The organism is Bradyrhizobium genomosp. III, assembly GCF_000261705.1.
GTDB classification, from domain to species: domain Bacteria; phylum Pseudomonadota; class Alphaproteobacteria; order Rhizobiales; family Xanthobacteraceae; genus Bradyrhizobium; species Bradyrhizobium ottawaense.
Genome location: NZ_AJQF01000044.1, coordinates 13,859 through 31,932, shown reverse-complemented (window position 1 = coordinate 31,932; position 18,074 = coordinate 13,859). Strand labels below are relative to the sequence as shown.

8 protein-coding genes are annotated in these 18,074 nt (G+C 65.1%); 1 reads left to right on the top strand and 7 read right to left on the bottom strand.

Features of this window, described 5'->3' with window-relative positions; genetic code table 11:
• Nucleotides 1-35 precede the first annotated feature (35 nt).
• From IC66_RS0104070 to IC66_RS0104055, 4 genes are read right to left on the bottom strand one after another with little or no spacing between them, the layout of a single operon-like run.
• On the bottom strand, nucleotides 36-3,140 hold the full coding sequence (locus IC66_RS0104070; RefSeq protein ID WP_038946733.1) for an efflux RND transporter permease subunit: 3,105 nt from the start codon (nucleotides 3,138-3,140) through the stop codon (nucleotides 36-38).
• Nucleotides 3,140-6,289 carry an efflux RND transporter permease subunit gene (locus tag IC66_RS0104065; RefSeq protein WP_038946732.1) on the bottom strand — a complete coding sequence of 1,050 codons (3,150 nt, stop codon included), beginning with the start codon at nucleotides 6,287-6,289 and terminating at the stop codon, nucleotides 3,140-3,142. The genes IC66_RS0104070 and IC66_RS0104065 overlap by 1 nt, the downstream gene beginning before the upstream one ends.
• Nucleotides 6,290-6,326: 37 nt before the next feature.
• A complete protein-coding gene (locus IC66_RS0104060; RefSeq protein ID WP_038946731.1) occupies nucleotides 6,327-7,730 on the bottom strand; it encodes an efflux RND transporter periplasmic adaptor subunit in 1,404 nt (467 codons plus the stop codon).
• On the bottom strand, nucleotides 7,720-9,204 hold the full coding sequence (locus IC66_RS0104055) for an efflux transporter outer membrane subunit (protein ID WP_038946730.1): 1,485 nt from the start codon (nucleotides 9,202-9,204) through the stop codon (nucleotides 7,720-7,722). Before IC66_RS0104055 ends, IC66_RS0104060 begins: the two co-directional genes overlap by 11 nt.
• Before the next feature lie 732 nt (nucleotides 9,205-9,936).
• Here IC66_RS0104055 and IC66_RS0104050 point away from each other — a divergent pair.
• On the top strand, nucleotides 9,937-10,971 hold the full coding sequence (locus IC66_RS0104050) for a cysteine synthase A (RefSeq protein ID WP_038946729.1): 1,035 nt from the start codon (nucleotides 9,937-9,939) through the stop codon (nucleotides 10,969-10,971).
• A gap of 61 nt (nucleotides 10,972-11,032) precedes the next feature.
• Here the strand turns inward: IC66_RS0104050 and IC66_RS0104045 are convergent, their stop codons facing one another.
• From IC66_RS0104045 to IC66_RS0104035, 3 genes are all read right to left on the bottom strand, one after another.
• Nucleotides 11,033-13,273, bottom strand: coding sequence for an O-linked N-acetylglucosamine transferase, SPINDLY family protein (locus IC66_RS0104045; protein ID WP_038946728.1), 2,241 nt, complete (start codon nucleotides 13,271-13,273; stop codon nucleotides 11,033-11,035).
• Nucleotides 13,274-13,383: 110 nt separating this feature from the next.
• Nucleotides 13,384-15,657, bottom strand: coding sequence for an O-linked N-acetylglucosamine transferase, SPINDLY family protein (locus IC66_RS0104040; protein ID WP_083859257.1), 2,274 nt, complete (start codon nucleotides 15,655-15,657; stop codon nucleotides 13,384-13,386).
• A 99-nt stretch (nucleotides 15,658-15,756) separates the two neighbouring features.
• Entirely contained in the window at nucleotides 15,757-18,006 is a 2,250-nt protein-coding gene (locus IC66_RS0104035; RefSeq protein ID WP_038946726.1) for an O-linked N-acetylglucosamine transferase family protein, read from the bottom strand.
• Nucleotides 18,007-18,074: the final 68 nt, after the last annotated feature.

Below are 18,074 nucleotides of genomic sequence, written 5' to 3'. Positions count from 1 at the left end.
GCGCCGCTATACGCTTGATGCGGCGCTTCAACAACCTATTCCGCCGGCGCAGGCACCGGACGCGGCTCCGACCGCCGCCGCAGGCGGTCGATCAAGAGGTAGATCACGGGCGTGGTGTAGAGCGTCAGGATCTGCGAGACGAACAGGCCGCCGATGATGGTGATGCCGAGCGGACGGCGCAGCTCGGTGCCGGGGCCGGTCGCGACCACGAGCGGAATGCCGGCGAACAGCGCCGCCATGGTCGTCATCAGGATCGGGCGGAAGCGCGCCTGGCAGGCCTCGAAGATCGCCTCCGCCGAGGACAGGCCGCGCTGGCGCTCGGCGTCGAGCGCGAAATCCACCATCATGATGCCGTTCTTCTTGACGATGCCGATCAACAGGATGATGCCGACGAAGGCGATCACCGTCAGCGGCGTGTTGGTGAGCTGCAGGGCGAGCAGCGCACCGAGCCCGGCCGAGGGCAGCGTCGAGATGATCGTGAGCGGATGGGCGAGGCTCTCATAGAGCACCCCGAGCACGATATACATCGCCACCAGCGCGCCGAGGATCAGCAGCGGCTGGCGGCCGCTGGTCTTGGCGAAGTCGCCGGCGTTGCCGTCGAAGCTGCCGCGGATGCCCTCGGGCATATGCAGCTCCTCGACCGCGCGCTGGATGTTCTGGGTCGCCGCCTGAAGCTGCACGTCCGGCAGCAGGTTGAACGACACCGTGGTCGAGGGAAACGACTGCGAGTGATAGACCGCGAGCGCGGCCAACCCACGCGTCGCGTGCACCACGGCCGACAGCGGCACCTGCGCGTCGCCCGCACCGGCGACGTAGATGCGCTCGAGATTGGAGGGATCGACCTGGAATTTCGGATCGATCTCCAACACGGTCATGTACTGGTTGCGCTGGGTGTAGATGATCGAGATCTGCCGCTGAGAAAAGGCGTTGTTCAGCGCATTATCGATATCCTGGACCCTGACGCCGAGCGCCGAGGCCTTCTGGCGGTCGATCGCGAGCGTGAGCTGAAGCCCGCCGGGATCGCGGTCGCTGGAGATGTCGGTGATGCCCTCGACGCTCTCCATGCGCTTGGCCACGATCGGCGCCCATTTCTGCAGCAGACCGAGGTCGGTGCTGGTCAGCGTGTACTGGTAGTCGGAATCGCTCTGCCGCCCGCCGGCGCGGACGTCCTGGGCGGCGAACATGAAGAGGCGGATGCCGGGCACGGGATACAGCGCGCGCCTCAGACGGTCGATCACGACCTGCGTCGAGACGTGGTCGCGCTCCTCCGGCGGCTTCAGGCTGATATACATGACGCCGCGGTTCGAGGTCGCTCCCCCCGGCCCGCCTCCGGCGCCGACGGTCGAGCCGATGCCGGCCACGGCCGGGTCCTGCATCACGATGTCGGCGAGCCGCTGCTGCAGGCCGAGCATCGACTGGAACGAGATGTCGGCCGAGGCGCGCGTCGCTCCGATCACGAAGCCGGAATCGTCGGTCGGGAAATAGCCCTTGGGGACCTTGATGTAGAGCGTCACGGTGAGACCGATGGTGGCGAAGAACACCAGCAGCGTCGCCAGCGGGTAGTCCAGCACGGTGCGCAAGGTTCGGGCGTAAAAGGCGACGATGCGCGTCAGCGAGCCCTCGATGATGCGGTCGAACAGCGTCGCCGTGCCGGACGTAGCCTGCCGGATGTAATGGGCGCAGATCATCGGCGTCACCGTCAGCGACACCAGCGTCGAGACCAGGATGGCGAAGGTCAGCGTCAGCGAGAATTCGCGCAAGAGGCGACCGACGATGCCGTCCATGAAGATCAGCGGCGTGAACGCCGCGATCAGCGACAGGCTGATCGAGACCACCGTGAAGCCGATCTGCCTCGCGCCCTCCAGCGCCGCCCGAAGCGGCCGCATGCCGTGCTCGAGATTGCGATACATGTTCTCGATCATGACGATGGCGTCGTCGACCACGAAACCGACCGAGATCGCGAGCGCCATCAGCGACAGATTGTCGATCGAGAAGCCCGCGACCCACATGCCGGCGCAGGTTCCGGCCAGCGCCAGCGGCACCGAGATGCCGGCCGCGATCGTCGGCGTCAGCCTGCGCAGGAACACGAACACCACGACCATCACCAGGACCGCGGTCGCCAGCAATGTCCATTGCATGTCAAGCACGCTGGCGCGGATCGTCCCGGTGCGGTCGACCAGGGTGGAGATCTCGACGCCGGCCGGAATCCACTGCTTCAGCTGGGGGACCAGCGCCTTTACCCTGTCGACGGTATCGATGACGTTGGCATCGCCCTGCTTGGTGATCTGGATCAGCACCGCCGGCTGCTTGTTGAACCAGGCGATCGAGCGGGCGTTGCGGACGGAATCCTCGATGTCGGCGACGTCGGACAGCCGCACGAAATTGCCGTTGGCGCTCTTGATGACGATGTCGCGGAACTCTTTCGCCGTGCGCATCTGCTTGTTGAGGGCCAGCGTCTCGCTCTGGCGCTCGCCGTTGAAGATGCCGACGGGGCCGAGCGGGTTGGCGTTGACGATCGCGGTCCTGACGTCGTCGGTGGCGATGCCGGCGTTCGACAGCGCGACGGGGTTGAGCTGAACCCGCACGGCCGGCTGGTCGGCGCCTGATACCGTGACGTCGCCGACTCCAGGCACCTGCGAGATGCGCTGCGCCAGCACCGTGTCGGCGACGTCGTAAATCGCGCTGGCGGATAGCGTCTTGGAGGTCAGCGCCAGCACGAAGACGGGCGCGCCGGCGGTGTTGGCCTTGCGGAAGCGCGGCAGCGTCGGCAGGTCGCTCGGCAAGTCGACCATCGCGGCGTTGATCGCTGCCTGCACGTCGCGCGCGGCCTTGTCGATGTTGCGGCCGATGTCGAACTGGAGCTGGATGCTGGTATTGCCGAGCGTCGAGGTCGAGGTGATCTGGTTGATGCCCGAGATCTCGCCGAGCCGCCGCTCCAGGGGTGAAGCCACCGTGGCCGCCATCACCGACGGGTCGGCGCCGGGCCGGCTGGCCGAGACGAAGATGGCGGGAAAGTCGACGTTCGGGACCGAGGCGACGGGAAGGAAATCGTAGGCGACCACACCCAGCAGGAACAACCCGATCGACAGCAGCGTGGTGGCAACCGGGCGGCGGATGAAGGGCTCCGAGATCGATGCCATCACTGCATCCCCTCGGTCGCGCCCGCGACCGGTGGTCCGCCGGATTCGGCCGGCGGCAGCGCCTGCTCGAGGCGGCGGTTGATGCGGTCGAGCGCGAGGTAGATCACGGGCGTGGTGTAGAGCGTCAGCAATTGGCTGAGCAGCAGGCCGCCGATGATGGAGATGCCGAGCGGAAAGCGCAGCTCGGCGCCGGTGCCGCTCTCGATCGCCAGCGGCAAGGCGCCGAACAGCGCCGCCAGCGTCGTCATCATGATCGGACGGAAGCGCAACAGGCAGGCCTGCACGATCGCCTCGTTGGGCGACATGCCCTGCCCGCGTTCGGCCTCGAGCGCGAAGTCGATCATCATGATCGCGTTCTTCTTGACGATGCCCATCAGCAGGATGATGCCGATCAGGCCGATCACCGAGAGGTCCTGCCCGCACAGCACCAGCGCCAGGATCGCCCCGACGCCGGCCGAGGGCAGCGTCGACAGGATCGTGATCGGGTGGATGTAGCTCTCATAGAGCACGCCGAGCACGATGTAGATCGTGATCACGGCCGCGAGCAGCAGCCAGGGTTGTCCCGCCAGCGCCTTGGCGAACTCGGCGGCATCGCCGGCATAGACGCCGACGATGCTGTTGGGCATTTCGATCCGGGTCTCGATCGCTTTGACGGCGTCGACGGCATCGCCGAGCGCGGCGCCCGGCGCGAGGTTGAAGCTGAGCGACACGGACGGGAATTGCGCCTGGTGCGAGATCGCGAGCGGCGCGGTGGTGCGCTTCAGCGTCGCCACGGCCGACAGCGGCACCTGGGCGTTGGGCGCGCCGGCGGTCGCGCTCGCGGCGCCCGGCAGATAGAGTTTTGAAAGGATCGAGGGATCGCGCTGGTACATCGGCAGCGCCTCGAGCACCACGCGGTACTGGTTGGCCTGGCCGTAGATGGTCGAGATCTGGCGCTGCGCGAAGGCGTCGTTGAGCGTATCGGTGATGCCTTGCAGGCTGACGCCGAGCTGGCCAGCGCGGGTGCGATCGACGTCGAGTTGCGCCCGCAATCCGCCCTCCTGCGCCTCCGAGGAGACGTCGCGGAACAGGGGATCGCGCCGCATCTCCGTAACCAGCTTGCGCGCCCATTCCGACACCAGCGCCGCATCGGTGCCGGTCAGCGTGTACTGGTATTGCGAGCGGCTCGACTGGGTCGAGATCTGCACGTCCTGCACCGGCTGGAAATAGACGGTCATGCCGGGAATGCCCGCCACCCGCTGCTTCAGCCGGGTCACGACCACGCTGACATCGTCCCGCCGCTCGCCGCGCGGCTTCAAGGTCATGACGAGACGGCCGACATTGGTGGTCGGATTGACCGAGCCAGCGCCGATCACCGAGACCACGCCGACCACGTCAGGGTCCGCCTTGATGGTGTCGGCGACCTCGCCCTGCCGCTTCTGCATCTCGGCAAACGACACGTCCGGCCCGGCCTCCGTCACCGCCGTGATCGAGGCGGTGTCCTGCAGCGGCAGGAAGCCTTTTGGGGCAACGACGTAGAGGACGAGGGTCGCAATCAGCGTGGCGAAGGTCACGACCAGCGTAGTCCGCTGGTGCTGCAAAACCACCAGCAGCGTCCGGTGATAGGCCTCGACGGTGCGGTCGATGAAGCGGCTGATGGCGGCGAGGCCCGGCACCGCCAGCTCCTCATGAGCATGCTTGAGCAGGCGCGAGCACATCATCGGCGTGAGCGTCAGCGAGACCACGGCCGAGGTCACAACCGCGATCGTCAAGGTCAGCGCGAACTCGCGGAACATGCGCCCGACGAGGCCGGACATGAACAGCAGCGGGATGAACACCGCGATCAGCGACACCGTCAGCGAGATCACGGTGAAGCCGATCTCGCTGGCGCCCTTCAGCGAGGCCTCCATCGGCCCGTCGCCATTCTCCATGTGGCGGACGATATTCTCGATCATGACGATGGCGTCGTCGACCACGAAGCCGGTGCCGATCGTGAGCGCCATAAGCGACAAATTGTCGAGGCTGAAGCCGGCGAAATACATGATGCCGAAGCTGGTGATCAGCGACAGCGGCAGCGCCACGCCGGCGATCAGGGTCGCCCGCAGCGAGCGCAGGAACAGCAGCACCACCAGCGTCACCAGCACGACACTGAGGACCAGCGTGAACTGCACGTCGTGGACCGAGGCGCGGATGGTCACGGTGCGATCGGACACGATGGTGAGGTTCACACCGGCCGGGATCGCGCGCTGCACTTTGGGGATTTCGGCGCGGATCTGGCTGACGACGTCGATCACGTTGGCACCGGGCTGGCGCTGGATGTCGATTATGACGGCGGGCGTGCCCTGGTACCAGCCGCCGGTGCGGTCGTTCTCGAGGCCATCGACGATCTGCGCGACGTCGGCGATGGTGACCGGCGAGCCGTTGCGGTAGGCGATGATGACGGGCTTGTAGGCGTCGGCGGCGGCGATCTGGTCGTTGGCCGCGATGATGTAGGATTGCTGCGCGCCGTCGAGCGAGCCTTTCGGCCCGGAGACGTTGGCATTGGCGATTGCGGTGCGCAGATCTTCCATGGCGATGCCGTAGGCGGCAAGCCGCGCCAGATCGGCCTGGATGCGCACGGCCGGTTTCAGCCCGCCGAGCACCGAGACCCGTCCGACGCCGGAGATCTGGCTCAGCCGTTGCGCCAGAAGCGTGTCGGCGATGTCGCTCATCGCCCGCAGCGAGATGGTGTCGGAGCGCAGCGCCAGCGTCATGACAGGCGCGTCCGCGGGGTTCACCTTGGCGTAGGTCGGCGGATACGGCAGCGTCTTGGGCAGCACGCCCGCCGCGGCGTTGATCGCGGCCTGCACGTCCTGGGTCGCACCGTCGATGTCGCGGTTGAGATCGAACTGCAGCGAGATCTGGCTGACGCCGAACGAGCTGGTCGAGTTCATCGCCGACAGCGACGGGATCTGCCCGAGCTGCCGCTCCAAGGGCGCCGTGATCAGCGAGGCGATCACGTCGGGGCTCGCGCCCGGAAGCTGCGTCGTCACCTGCACGGTCGGGAAATCGACCTGCGGCAGCGCCGAGACCGGCAGCGCGAAATAGCCCAGCAGCCCGCCGATCAGCAGCGCGATGCCGAGCAGCGAGGTCGCGATCGGACGGCGGATGAAGGGTTCGGAGACACCCATGGGATCTGCCTGCCGCTTCAAGCGGCTGTTGTCGGGATCATGGCTGCTTGGCTCCACTTCCCGATGCCCCCGGACCTGGAGCCGGCCCGGTCTGTCCTTTTTGGTCGCCTTCGCTGCTCTTGCGCTTGGCGCGGAACTCGCCGTCCTTACCCTGTCCGTCCTTCTGGTGCTCCTTCTGCCCTTCCTTGGCACCATCCTTCTTCTGGGCGTCGGGCCCGCGCGAGCGCTTGCGCGGGGCAAGATCAGCCGACGGGGTCTGGTCGTCGCGGCCGACGGTCACCTTGGAGCCGTCGGACAGATTGGCAAAGCCCGTGGTGACGACCCTGTCGGTCGCCGACAGGCCGCTGGCGATCACGGCGTCATGCTCGTTCTGCTGGGTCACCGTCACAGGCTTGGCCGAGACGATATTGTCATCGCCGATGACATAGCTGAACGTTCCGATCGGGCCGCGCTGCACGGCTGATGTCGGCACCACCAGCGCCTGCATCAGCGTCTCGACCTTGAGACGGACATTGACGAACTGGCCCGGCCAGAGCTGGTAGTTGGCGTTGGGAAATTCCGCCTTGAGCTTGAGCGTGCCGGTGGTCTGGTCGACCTGGTTGTCGATGCCGGTGAGCTTGCCGGTATCGATCACGGTGATGCCATCATTGCCGAACACGTCGACCGCGAGCGTGCCCTTGGCGGCCGCGGCGTTGACGCGCATGATCTGTTGCTGCGGCAGGCTGAACCACACCGCGATCGGCTGCAATTGCGTGATCACCACGAGGCCCGTGGTGTCGGAGGCGTGGATGATGTTGCCCTGATCGACCTGGCGCAGGCCGGCTCGCCCCGAGAGCGGCGCCACGATCTTGGTGTAGCTCAGCGTCGCCGCCGCGTTGTCGATCGCAGCCTGGTCGGCCTTGACCAGCGCCTCGGTCTGCGCGACCAGCGCGCGCTGGGTGTCGGCCTGCTGCTTGGAGCCGGCGTTGGAGGCAGCGAGCTGCTCGTACCGTGTCAGGTCGATGCGCTGGTTGGCGAGCTGGGCCTGGTCCTGCGCCTTCTTGGCGACCGCCTGGTCGTAGGTGGCCTGATAGAGCGCAGGATCGATTTCGCCGAGCACGTCGCCCTTCTTGACGTCCTGGCCCTCGGTGAAGTTCACGGCGATCAGCTTGCCGTCGACCTGCGAGCGCACGGTCACGGTGTTGAGCGCGCGGATCGCGCCGACGCCGTCGAGATAGACCGGAACGTCCTGAACGCGGGGCGTGGCCGCGAGCACGGGCACCGGCAGATCGAGCCTCTGGTTGTTGCGGTTGTTGGCCTGCTGCTGATGCGTGGCAGTCCAGCCGAGATAGAACAGGCCGCCGAGGATCGCGAGCGTGATCAGGGTCATGATGAAGCCGCGGCCGCGCGACTTCTTCGCCGTCCCCTCCTTCGCGTCCTTCGTATCCGGCTTAAAGAGCATTGACCGGTTTCTCCATTCGCGGCTCCCAGCCGCCGCCGAGCGCCTGATACAGGCTGACGATGGCGAGCAAGCGGGCCAGTTGCGCCTGTGACAGCGCGTCTTCCGCCTGGAACAGGGTCAATTGAGTGTTGAGCACGGTCACGATGTCGGCGGTGCCGGCGCGCAATTGCTGCTCGGAGAGATCGAAGGCGCGGCGCGAGGCGACGACGACGTCGCGCTGCAATTGCAGCTTGATCGTGGTTTGCTTGATCGAGAACAGCGCATTGTCGACGTCGGCAAACGACTGGATGATGGTCTTGCGGTAGGTCTGGAGCAATTCGTCCTGCCGCGCCTTGGCGAACTCGAAATTGCCGAGGATCTTGCCGCCGTCGAAGATCGGCTGCGTGGCGCTGCCGACGAGCTGGAAGAAGGCCGCATGGGGCTGGAACAGCGAGACCAAGGCCGAACTCTGATAGCCGCCATTGCCGGTGAGCTGGATGGTCGGAAAGAACTGAGCACGGGCATTGCCGATATTCGCCGTCGCCGAGGCGAGCTGCGCCTCCTGCCGGCGGATGTCGGGCCGCTGCGTCAGGAGCTCCGACGGCAGGCCGGGCGTCACGCGCGGGATTGCGATCCGGTCCAGCGAGCCGCCGAGCACGCGCACGCTCTCCGGCGGGCGCGAGACCAGCACGGCGAGTGCGTTGACGTTCTGGTCGAGCGTCTGGCGCAGCGGCGGCACCAGGGCCTTCTGGTTGGCAAGCACACTCTCCTGCTGGGCGACGTCGAGATCGGTGCCGGTGCCGGCCTTGCGCCGCTCCCTGACCGCATCGAGGATGCGCTGCGCGCTCGCAATGTTGCGCTGTGAGGTCCTGATGCGATCCTGCGAGGCCAGCACCTGGAAATAGGCATTGGCGACGGCCGCCAGCGTCGTTAGCGCGACCGTGTCGCGATCGAAGCGGTTGGCGTTCGCGGTCTCCTCCGCTGTCTGCAGCGCGTCGCGATTCTGGCCCCAGAAGTCGAGCTGGTAGCTCGCGCTCAGCGATGCCGAGTAATTGACGACCTCGCGCCCGCCGATGGAGAGGCCGGACGCGCTGGAGCCCGAAGTGCGCGAATAGGTTTCCGATCCGCCTGTCGACACGCTCGGCAGCAGCGCCGCACCCGCCTGCCGCGCTTGGGCGTCGGCCTGGACGATGCGCGCAACGGCGGCGGCGATGTCGAGGTTCACGGTCTGCGCCTCCTCCATCAGCTGCGTCAGCTCCGCGGAGCGGAACCCGCGCCACCAATCCAGTGACGGCGGCGCATCACCCTTGCCCGCATATTTGTACTGCGTGGGAACGTCGAGGGCGGGATCGGGAAGGTCCTGGGTCAGCACGCAAGCACCCGAAGCGGCGGCAAGGCACAACACCGCAATCCAGCGCGCCGCGCGCAGCGTCCGGGATGCAGAACCTTCAGACCGCCGCATGGCGATCGCAGGAACATCCTCTGTCACATCCATCCCCCGCCGGGCAGATCGAACCGCCGCACAGCCGGATTAACCGATTCGCGGCGGGACAGTCGGGGGGCTTTGGACAACTCGTTCACAGCGGCGATGCTTTCTGCGGAACCTCAAAAATCATACTAGCCGGGCGCTGAACTGCGGGACAGTCCCGCAGTTGCGAGATGGCCACGCCAATCAGGTGCGAGCGAGCCGATCTGAATTCGAAAGGTGACTGTCTCGCAGGGATTTCTCTCATTCTGAAACATTGGGATACGCGATCAAGCTTACCAAGATTTCATGTGTTATTGCTGCCACAGTGGCATCTGAGCCTTTCCATCCGACCGCACCAGCCCCGCGCGGCGTCGGTTCAGTCGTGCGCTCCGGCCGCTCCATCTCACCTGGCCTTCAATTCCCGAAAGGGAGCCATCCCTGGTGCAGATATGATTTCGGCCATCCAGACCATCCACGTCCCTCGGGTTTCGGCTGATCTCACCCTTGGAAAAAAGCGGTCGTGAAGCGGCTGGTGGCGACCGTCATCTTCCGTGCTCTGGCGGAGTTCAGCCATTTCCTCCTATCGATATCTCGCCGCGTGGCCGAACACATCATCGCCGGCCTCGCTTCTCGAGAATATCGCTGTTTGGACAGGCGTTTCAGCCGGTTTCGCCGCAGCGCAAAAGCCTTCCCCTTTGGCCTCCCAAGCACTAGGTTCTGGCCGACCAGATCAACCCCCTTGGTAGCGATTTCCCCGACATGACCATTCGAAATGACGTTGTCGAAGCCATCGGCAACACCCCGCTGATCAAGCTGAAGCGCGCCTCGGAACTGACCGGCTGCACCATTCTCGGCAAGGCCGAGTTCATGAATCCCGGCCAGTCGGTCAAGGATCGCGCCGGCAAATGGATGATCCTGGAGGCCGAGAAGCGCGGCGAGCTCAAGCCCGGTGGTCTGGTGGTGGAAGCGACCGCCGGCAATACCGGCATTGGCCTTGCGGTCGTCGCGAGCGCCCGCGGCTACCGCACCCTGATCGTGATCCCGGAGACGCAGAGCCAGGAGAAGAAGGATTTCCTGAAGCTGTGCGGCGCCGAGCTGATCGAGGTGCCGGCCCTGCCCTACGCCAATCCCAACAACTACCAGCATGTCGGTCGCCGTCTTGCTGACGAGCTGCGCAAGACCGAGCCGAACGGCGTGCTGTTCGCCGATCAGTGGAACAACCTCGACAATGCCAAGGCGCATTACGAGTCCACGGGCCCCGAAATCTGGGAGCAGAGCGGCGGTAAGGTCGACGGCTTCGTCTGCTCGGTCGGCAGCGGGGGCACGCTGGCTGGTGTCAGCCGTTCCTTGAAAGAGAAGAACAAGAACGTGCGGATCGCATGCGCCGATCCGCACGGCGCCGGCATGTATGAATACTTCAGGACCGGCGATCCCAAGGCGACGCCGGGTGGCTCGATCACCGAGGGCATCGGCCTCAACCGGGCGACCGCCATCGTGGAGACCGCGAAGGTCGATGATGCCTATCTCATTCCCGATGCCGAAGCCGTCGGCGTGATCTACGAGCTGCTGCAGCACGAGGGCCTGTGCCTCGGCGGCTCGACCGGTGTCAACATCGTGGGCGCAATACGCCTCGCCAATCAGCTCGGGCCCGGCAAGACCATCGTCACCGTGCTGTGCGATTCCGGCAGCCGTTATCAGTCGAAGCTGTTCAACGCGGACTTCATGCGCGCCAAGAACCTGCCGGTGCCGGAATGGTTGGAGAAGCGCAGCAACATCAAGCCACCCTTCGTGTGATCGTCACGCGCCCCCTCGGGTCGGGGACGCGGGTCCACAACGTCAGCGCCGTTCGGCCGGTTTACGCGACCTCGCCGCGTTCCGAGGCCGCGGCACAATAGTCGCGCCAGAACTGGCGGTAGCCCTCCTCGACCCTGTGCGTGTAGATATCGACATTGCCGGCCGCCGAGGCTGCGATCCGAGCCGGCAGGCCCGCGCGCAACTTCGCGAGATGCTCGGGCTGCGAGGCAAATTTGCGGGCGATCTCGACATAGCCGTCGTCATCCTCGGCGACCCAGTCGTCAAGCCCGACCGCCGCCACGATGGCGCCGCCGGCGCGCGACGAGGCGCCATGACCGAGCTTGGCCACGACAGGAACGCCCGCATAGAGGGATTCCCAGGTGCTGACGCCGCCATTCTGCGGAAAGGGATCGAGCGAAATATCGACTCTCGCGAAGGCCTGAAGATGTTCCGCGCGCGCTGACGAGCCCAGGCAGGTGATGTTCTCTTCTGGGATGCCCTGGTTCACGAGTCGCGCAAGAAGGCCATCGCGTACCAGAGAATCGTCAAGCAGCGTATGTTTGATGATGATCTTCGATCCGACCACCTCGCGCATCACTTTCGACCAAACGCGGATCGCCTCGTCCGAGATCTTGTTGACGCGGTTGAACACGCCGAAAGTGACATGGCCGTTGCGGAGCATGGGAAGCTCCGAAGCAGGCACATCCAGGATCGGATCGATCGTGATCAGGCACGGCAGATCGTAGACCTTTTCGGCCAGCAGATGACGGGCCGATTCCGGAATGAAGATCGGATCGGCGAGCACGTAGTCCATGGTCTGAAGGCCCGTGCCTGTGGCGTGTCCAAAGCCCGTGACCTGAATCGGGGCCGGCTTGCGGGCGAAGACCGGAAGCCTGTTGCCGGTCGTATGCCCGGACACGTCGATCAGGATATCGACCTTGTCGGCCTCGATACGATCGGCCAGCTCATCGTCCGAAAGCTGCGCGGCGTCGACCCAGACGTCCGCCAACGACTTGAACTTGGCTGTCATCTCATCTCGTACCGGCGAGCACGAATAGCAGACGATCTCGAACTTGGCGTGATCATGGTGGCGCAGCACCGGTAAGAGGCCAAACGCCGCCGAGTGGTACCAGAACTCGGCCGCGACATACCCGACCACGATCCGCCTGCCGGGATCGAGCTGCCGGGGTGCGAGCTTCCTCTGTGGCAATCTGGCGCCGATCGCATCCCACCAGGATTTGCGCGCGGCCTGCTGGACCGCGAAATCGGCCTCGGAGAGAAAGTCGAGAAAGTAGATCTTCCGCGCGATCAAGTCCGGCTGGTCCGGCGCAATTGCCAGAGCGGCGTCGAGATGTTCGATGGCGGCTGCGATCTCTCCCTGGTTGGCAAAGCAGGAGCTCAGCAGCGCCAGGGCGATCGCCGAGCGCGGATTTTCCTCGAGCAACGCCGTGCAGGCCAGGATCGCCTGCGCCGTATTCCCCACGCTCAACGAGACTTCGGCCTTCCCCCGCAAAGCCACTTCGAGCTTCGGTGAAAGCGCCAGTGCCGCGTCAAAATCCGCAGCTGCCCGTTCGGGCCGCGACAGCGCGAAATTGAGCCGTCCGCGGTGCGCGAGGAGCTTTGCCGAACCTGGCCTGATCGCGAACGCCGCTGCGAGCGCGGCTTCCGCCTCGTCGTAATGCTTGAGCTCGATCCCGACCACGCCCTTGCCGATGAGGGCTTCGGCGTGACGCGGCTGAAACAACAGCGCGCGCTCGAAACTCTGTCTGGCGCGGTCAAATCGGCCCAGCGCCAGCTCGGCCAGACCCCGATTGCAGAGCGCATCGGGGTAGTCGGGCTTCAAGGCGATGGCGCGGTCATACAGTTCGATGGCTTGTTCCGGCAGGTTCATCTGGAGCAAGGCGTTGCCGAGGCCGGCCAGGGCCGGCGGAAAATTCGGCTTCAGCGTGATCGCCCTTTCCTGACACGCGCGGGCGGCCTCAAATTTCTGAAGGGACAGGTGGACAGCGGCGAGATTGTGATGCGCCTCGTGCGAACGTGGATCGATTGCGATCGCGCGCTCAAGCAGTTGTTGCGCTTCCTCCGGGCGCCCGCCCTGTTGCACGCTCAGGCCGAGCAAATGCGTGGCGTCAAAATGATCCGGAACGGCTTGCACGATCTGGCGACAAAGCGCCTCGCTCTCCGCATATCTGCCCTGGCCATAAGCGCTCGCCGCGGCGGAGATGATGGCGTCGGCCTGCTTCTTCAATTTCTTCTGCAATCGCGCATTCTGGAATGCGCGCGCGCCGGCGCTGCTCTGCAAAGTGTCTCTCCGGGAGATGGCCCATTGGCGAGTCTAGCTGATTCGCGCGGCAGGCCAGCCGAACCTGAAATCCCTCCGGGATATCCCGGGCTCGCCCAGGACTTGCCTGCTCAGGAACCGCTGGGTGGGTCTGCCTCGCCTGCTACAGCGTCGCCGCACTCTGCAGCCGCGGCACAATAGTCGCGCCAGAACTGGCGGTAGCCCTCCTCGACCCTGTGCGTGTAGATCTCGACATTACCGGCGGGCGAGGCTGCGATCCGAGCCGGCAATCCCGCGCGCAACTTCGCCAGATGCTCGGGCTGCGACGCAAATCTGCGGGCGATCTCGACATAGCCGTCGTCATCCTCGGCGACCCAGTCGCCGAGACCGACGGCGGCCACGATGGAGGCGCCGGCACGCGAAGAGGCTCCAATGCCGAGCTTGGCGACGACGGGAACGCCCTTGTAGAGGGATTCCCAGGTGCTGATGCCGCCATTCTGCGGGAACGTGTCGAGCGAAATATCGATCTTGTCGAAGGCCATCAGGTGGTCGTCGCGCGAGGTGGTGCCGAGGCAGGTGATGTCCTCCTCCGCAATGCCCTGCGCGATGAAGCGTGCGATCAGGCTATCGCGCAGCAGGGCATCATCGAGCAAACCATGCTTGAGGATGATCTTCGATCCCGGCACCTCCCGCATGATGCGCGACCACACACGAATCGCATCATCCGAAATCTTGTAGATGCGGTTGAACACGCCGAAGGTGACGTAGCCGTTGCGGAGCATCGGCAGCTCGGAGGGCTGCAGATTAGTGACTGGCTCCATCGTGATCAGGCACGGCAGATCGTAGATCTTTTCCGGAAACAAATGCCGAGCCGATGGCGGAATGAAGATGGGATCTGCGAGCACATAGTCCATGGTCGGCATGCCCGTGCCCGTCGCGTGTCCGAATCCCGTGGCCTGGATCGGAGCCGGCTTCCGCGCGAAGGCCTGCAGCCTGTTGCCGGTCGTGTGGCCGGAAACGTCGATCAGAATGTCGACGTTGTCGGCCTGAATACGATCGGCGAGCTCGTCGTCCGACATCTGCCAGGCGTCGACCCAGACGTCCGCCATTGACTTGAACTTGGCGGTGTACTCGTCCGCTCCCGGCCAGGAATAATAGCAGATGATCTCAAACTTGGCGTGATCGTGGTTGCGCAGCACGGGCAGCAGGGTAAGTCCCGCCGAATGCTGCCGGAATTCGGCGGCGACGTAGCCGACCACGATCCGCTTGTCCGGATCGAGCGGCCGCTTCGGCAGCGTCCTTCGCGGTATCTTCGAGCCGATCGCATCCCACCAGGACTTGCGCACCGCCTGCTGGACCGCGAAATCGGCGTCCGCGAGGTAGTCCAGCAAGAAGATCTTGCCCCTGATCGCGTCTCCATAATCCGGTCGGAGCGCAAGCGCGCGATCGAGATATTGGATCGCGGAGTCCATGTCTCCCTGGTTGGAATAGGCGAAGCCCAGCAGCGCCAACCCCATCTCGGAGCGCGGATTTCGCTCGATCAAGGTCGTCGCCGCCGCCATCGCCTGCGCGGTCCGTCCCATGACGAGGCAGACCTGCGCCTTGCCCCGAAGGGCCAGCTCGAGCTTGGGCGAAATCGCAAGCGCCGCATCGAAGTCCGCAAGCGCGGGCTCCAGGCGCTGCAGCTCGTAACTGAGCCGCCCGCGCTGGGCCAGGATCCTCGGCGCGCCGGGCTTGATCGCGAGCGCCATGGCGAGCTTGGCTGCCGCCTCCTCGTGGTGCCGCAGTTCCATGCTGACCATGCCGCTGCCGACGATGGCCTCCGCGTGACGCGGCTGAAACAGCAGGGCCCGATCGAAACTCTCCTTGGCGCGCATGATCTGCCCAAGCACGAGCTCGACCATGCCGCGATTGCAGAGTGCGTCGGCATAATCCGGTTTGATCTTGATGGCGCGCTCGTGCAGCTCGAGCGCCTGTTCGTATAGCCCGAGATGCATCAGCGTGTTGCCGAGATTGGTCAGCGCAACCGCGAAATTGGGCTTCAGCGCGATCGCCCTCTCCTGGCATCGCCGCGCCTCCTCGTAATTGCCGAGGTCGAAATGCACGGTTGCGAGGTTGTTATGGGCATCGTGCAGGCGCGGATCGAGCGCGATCACGCGCTCCAGCAGCTCTTTCGCCTCCTCGAGGCGCCGGCCGTCATGGGCGCACATGCCGAGCAGATGCACAGCGTCGACGTGATCCGGAAGGGCTTTCAGGATTTCGCGGCACAGCGCCTCGGTCTCGGCATAGCGGCCCTGGCCATAGGCGTTCGCCGCAGCGGCGATGACGGCGTCGGCCTGCTTCATCAACTTCTTCTGCAATCGCGCATTCTGGAATGCGCGCGCGCCGCCGCCGCTGTTCTGCAAGGTGTCTCTCCGGAGGATGCCCTGACCCGGAGTCTAACTGATTCGCAGCCCTGGCCGGCTCGTCAGCAGACCGGCATCGCCTCCGGGATTTCCCGGGGCTCAGCTCTGGCTCGCCACCTCGCCGCGTTCCGAGGCGCCGGCACAATGATCCTGCCAGAACCGGCGATAGGCCGCCTCGACCTCACGCGTATAGAGTTCGACGTTGCCGGCAGGCGAGGCTGCGATCCGAGCCGGCAGTTCCGCCCGCAACGTCGCCAGATGAGCGGGCTGCGCCGCATATTTGCACGCGATCGCGGCGTAGCCGTCGTCATCCTCGGCGACCCAGTCGTCGAGGCCGACGGCCGCCACGATCGAGCCGCCGGCGCGCGACGAAGAGCCGTTGCCGAGCTTGGCGACGACTGGAACACCTGCATAGAGAGATTCCCAGGTGCTGATGCCGCCATTTTGCGGGAAGGTGTCGAGGGAGATGTCGACTTGCGCAAAGGCCAACAGATGCTCGTGGCGCGTGGTCGAGCCCAGGCAGGTGATATTGTCTTCGGCAATGCCCTGGACTGCGAACCGTGCGATCAGGCCGTCGCGCAGCAAGGGATCGTCGAGCAGCCCGTGCTTGATGATGATCTTCGAACCCGCCGCCTCGCGCATCACTTTCGACCACACCCGGATCGCCTCATCCGAGATCTTGTAGATGCGGTTGAACACACCGAAGGTCACATGGCCGTTCCGGAGCATGGGAAGCTCCGAGGGCGGCACGTCCAGGATGGGATCGATCGTGATCAGGCAGGGCAGATCATGGACCTTCTCGACCAGCAAATGGCGCGCCGAGTGCGGAATGAAGATTGGATCGGCGAGCACGTAATCCATGGTCTGAAGGCCCGTGCCCGTGGCGTGTCCGAAACCCGTGACCTGTATCGGGGCCGGCTTGCGGGCAAATACGGGGAGCCTGTTGCCAGCCGTATGCCCGGACACGTCGATCAGGATATCGATCTTGTCCGCCTGGATTCGATCGAGGAGCTCGTCGTCCGAAAGCTGCGCGGCATCGACCCAGACGTCCGCGAGGGGCTTGAAACTCTCGGTGATCTCATCCTGCAGCGGCCAGCAGGAATAGCAGACGATCTCGAACCTGGCGTGATCATGATGGCGCAGCACCGGCAACAGCGCGAACGCTGCCGAGTGGTTCCTGAATTCCGAGGCGACATAGCCGACGACGATCCGCCTGTCCGGATCGAGCTCCCGGGGCCGCAGTGTCCGTTGCGGCAGTCGGGCGCCGATCGCATCCCACCAGGATTTTCGCGCCGCCTGCTGGACCGCGAAATCGGCCTCCGGCAGATAATCCAGGATGAATATCTTGCGTGCGATCGCATCCGCATAGTCAGGTGAAATCTCGAGCGCCGCGTCGAGATGCTCGAGTGCCGTCGCGACGTCTCCCTGGTTCGCATAGCAGGCGCCGAGAAGCACGATTGCGTAATCGGACCGCGGATTGTCCTCGAGCAGGATCTTGACGGCCGCGATCGCCTGCGTCGTGTTCCCCAAGAGAAGGTTGACTTGCGCCTTGCCGCGCAGCGCGAGCTCGAGCCGCGGCGATTGCGCCAGTGCCGCATCGAAGTCCGCCGCCGCCTGCTCCAGCCGGTGCAGATCGAAATTGAGCCGTCCGCGCTGGGCCAGAATCCGCGGTGAACCCGGCTTGATCGCGAGCCCTGCCGCGAGGGCGGCTTCCGCCTCCTCATAATGCCGGAGCTCGATGCACACCATGCCCTTGCCGGCGATCGCTTCCGCATGACGCGGCTGAAGCGACAGGGCGCGATCGAAACTCTCCTTGGCGCGCTCGGACCGGCCGATCAACAGCTCTGCCATGCCGCGGTTGCAAAATGCATCGGCATAGTCGGGCCGCAGCCCGATCGCGCGTTCGTGCAGCCCGATCGCCTGTTCGCCGAGGCCGACATTCAGGAGCGTATTGCCGAGATTGGTCAGGGTGATCGGACAATTCGGCTTCAGCGCAATGGCCTTCTCCTGGCATGCGCGGGCGTCCTGAAATTTCTGGAGATCGGAATACACGGCGCCGAGATTGCCATGGGCATCGGGCGAGCGCGGATCGAGCGCAACCGCGCGTTCGAACAGTCGTTGCGCCTCCTCCAGCCGCCCGCCCTCATACGCGCGCAGGCCGAGCAGGTGCGTGGCGTGGAAATGATCCGGAACCTCCTCCACAATGCCGCGGCAGAGCGTCTCGGCCTCGGCAAATCGGCCCTGCCGCAGCGCCTCGACCGCGAGCGACATGACGGCGTCCGCCTGCTTCCTCAACTTCTTTTGCAATCGCGCATTCTGGAATGCGCGCGCGCCGACACTGCTCTGCAAGGTCTCTCTCCGGAAGATGGCCCGGAAAGAGGCACAGCTGATTCGGATGGTGCCAGGCTGGCGGGTCA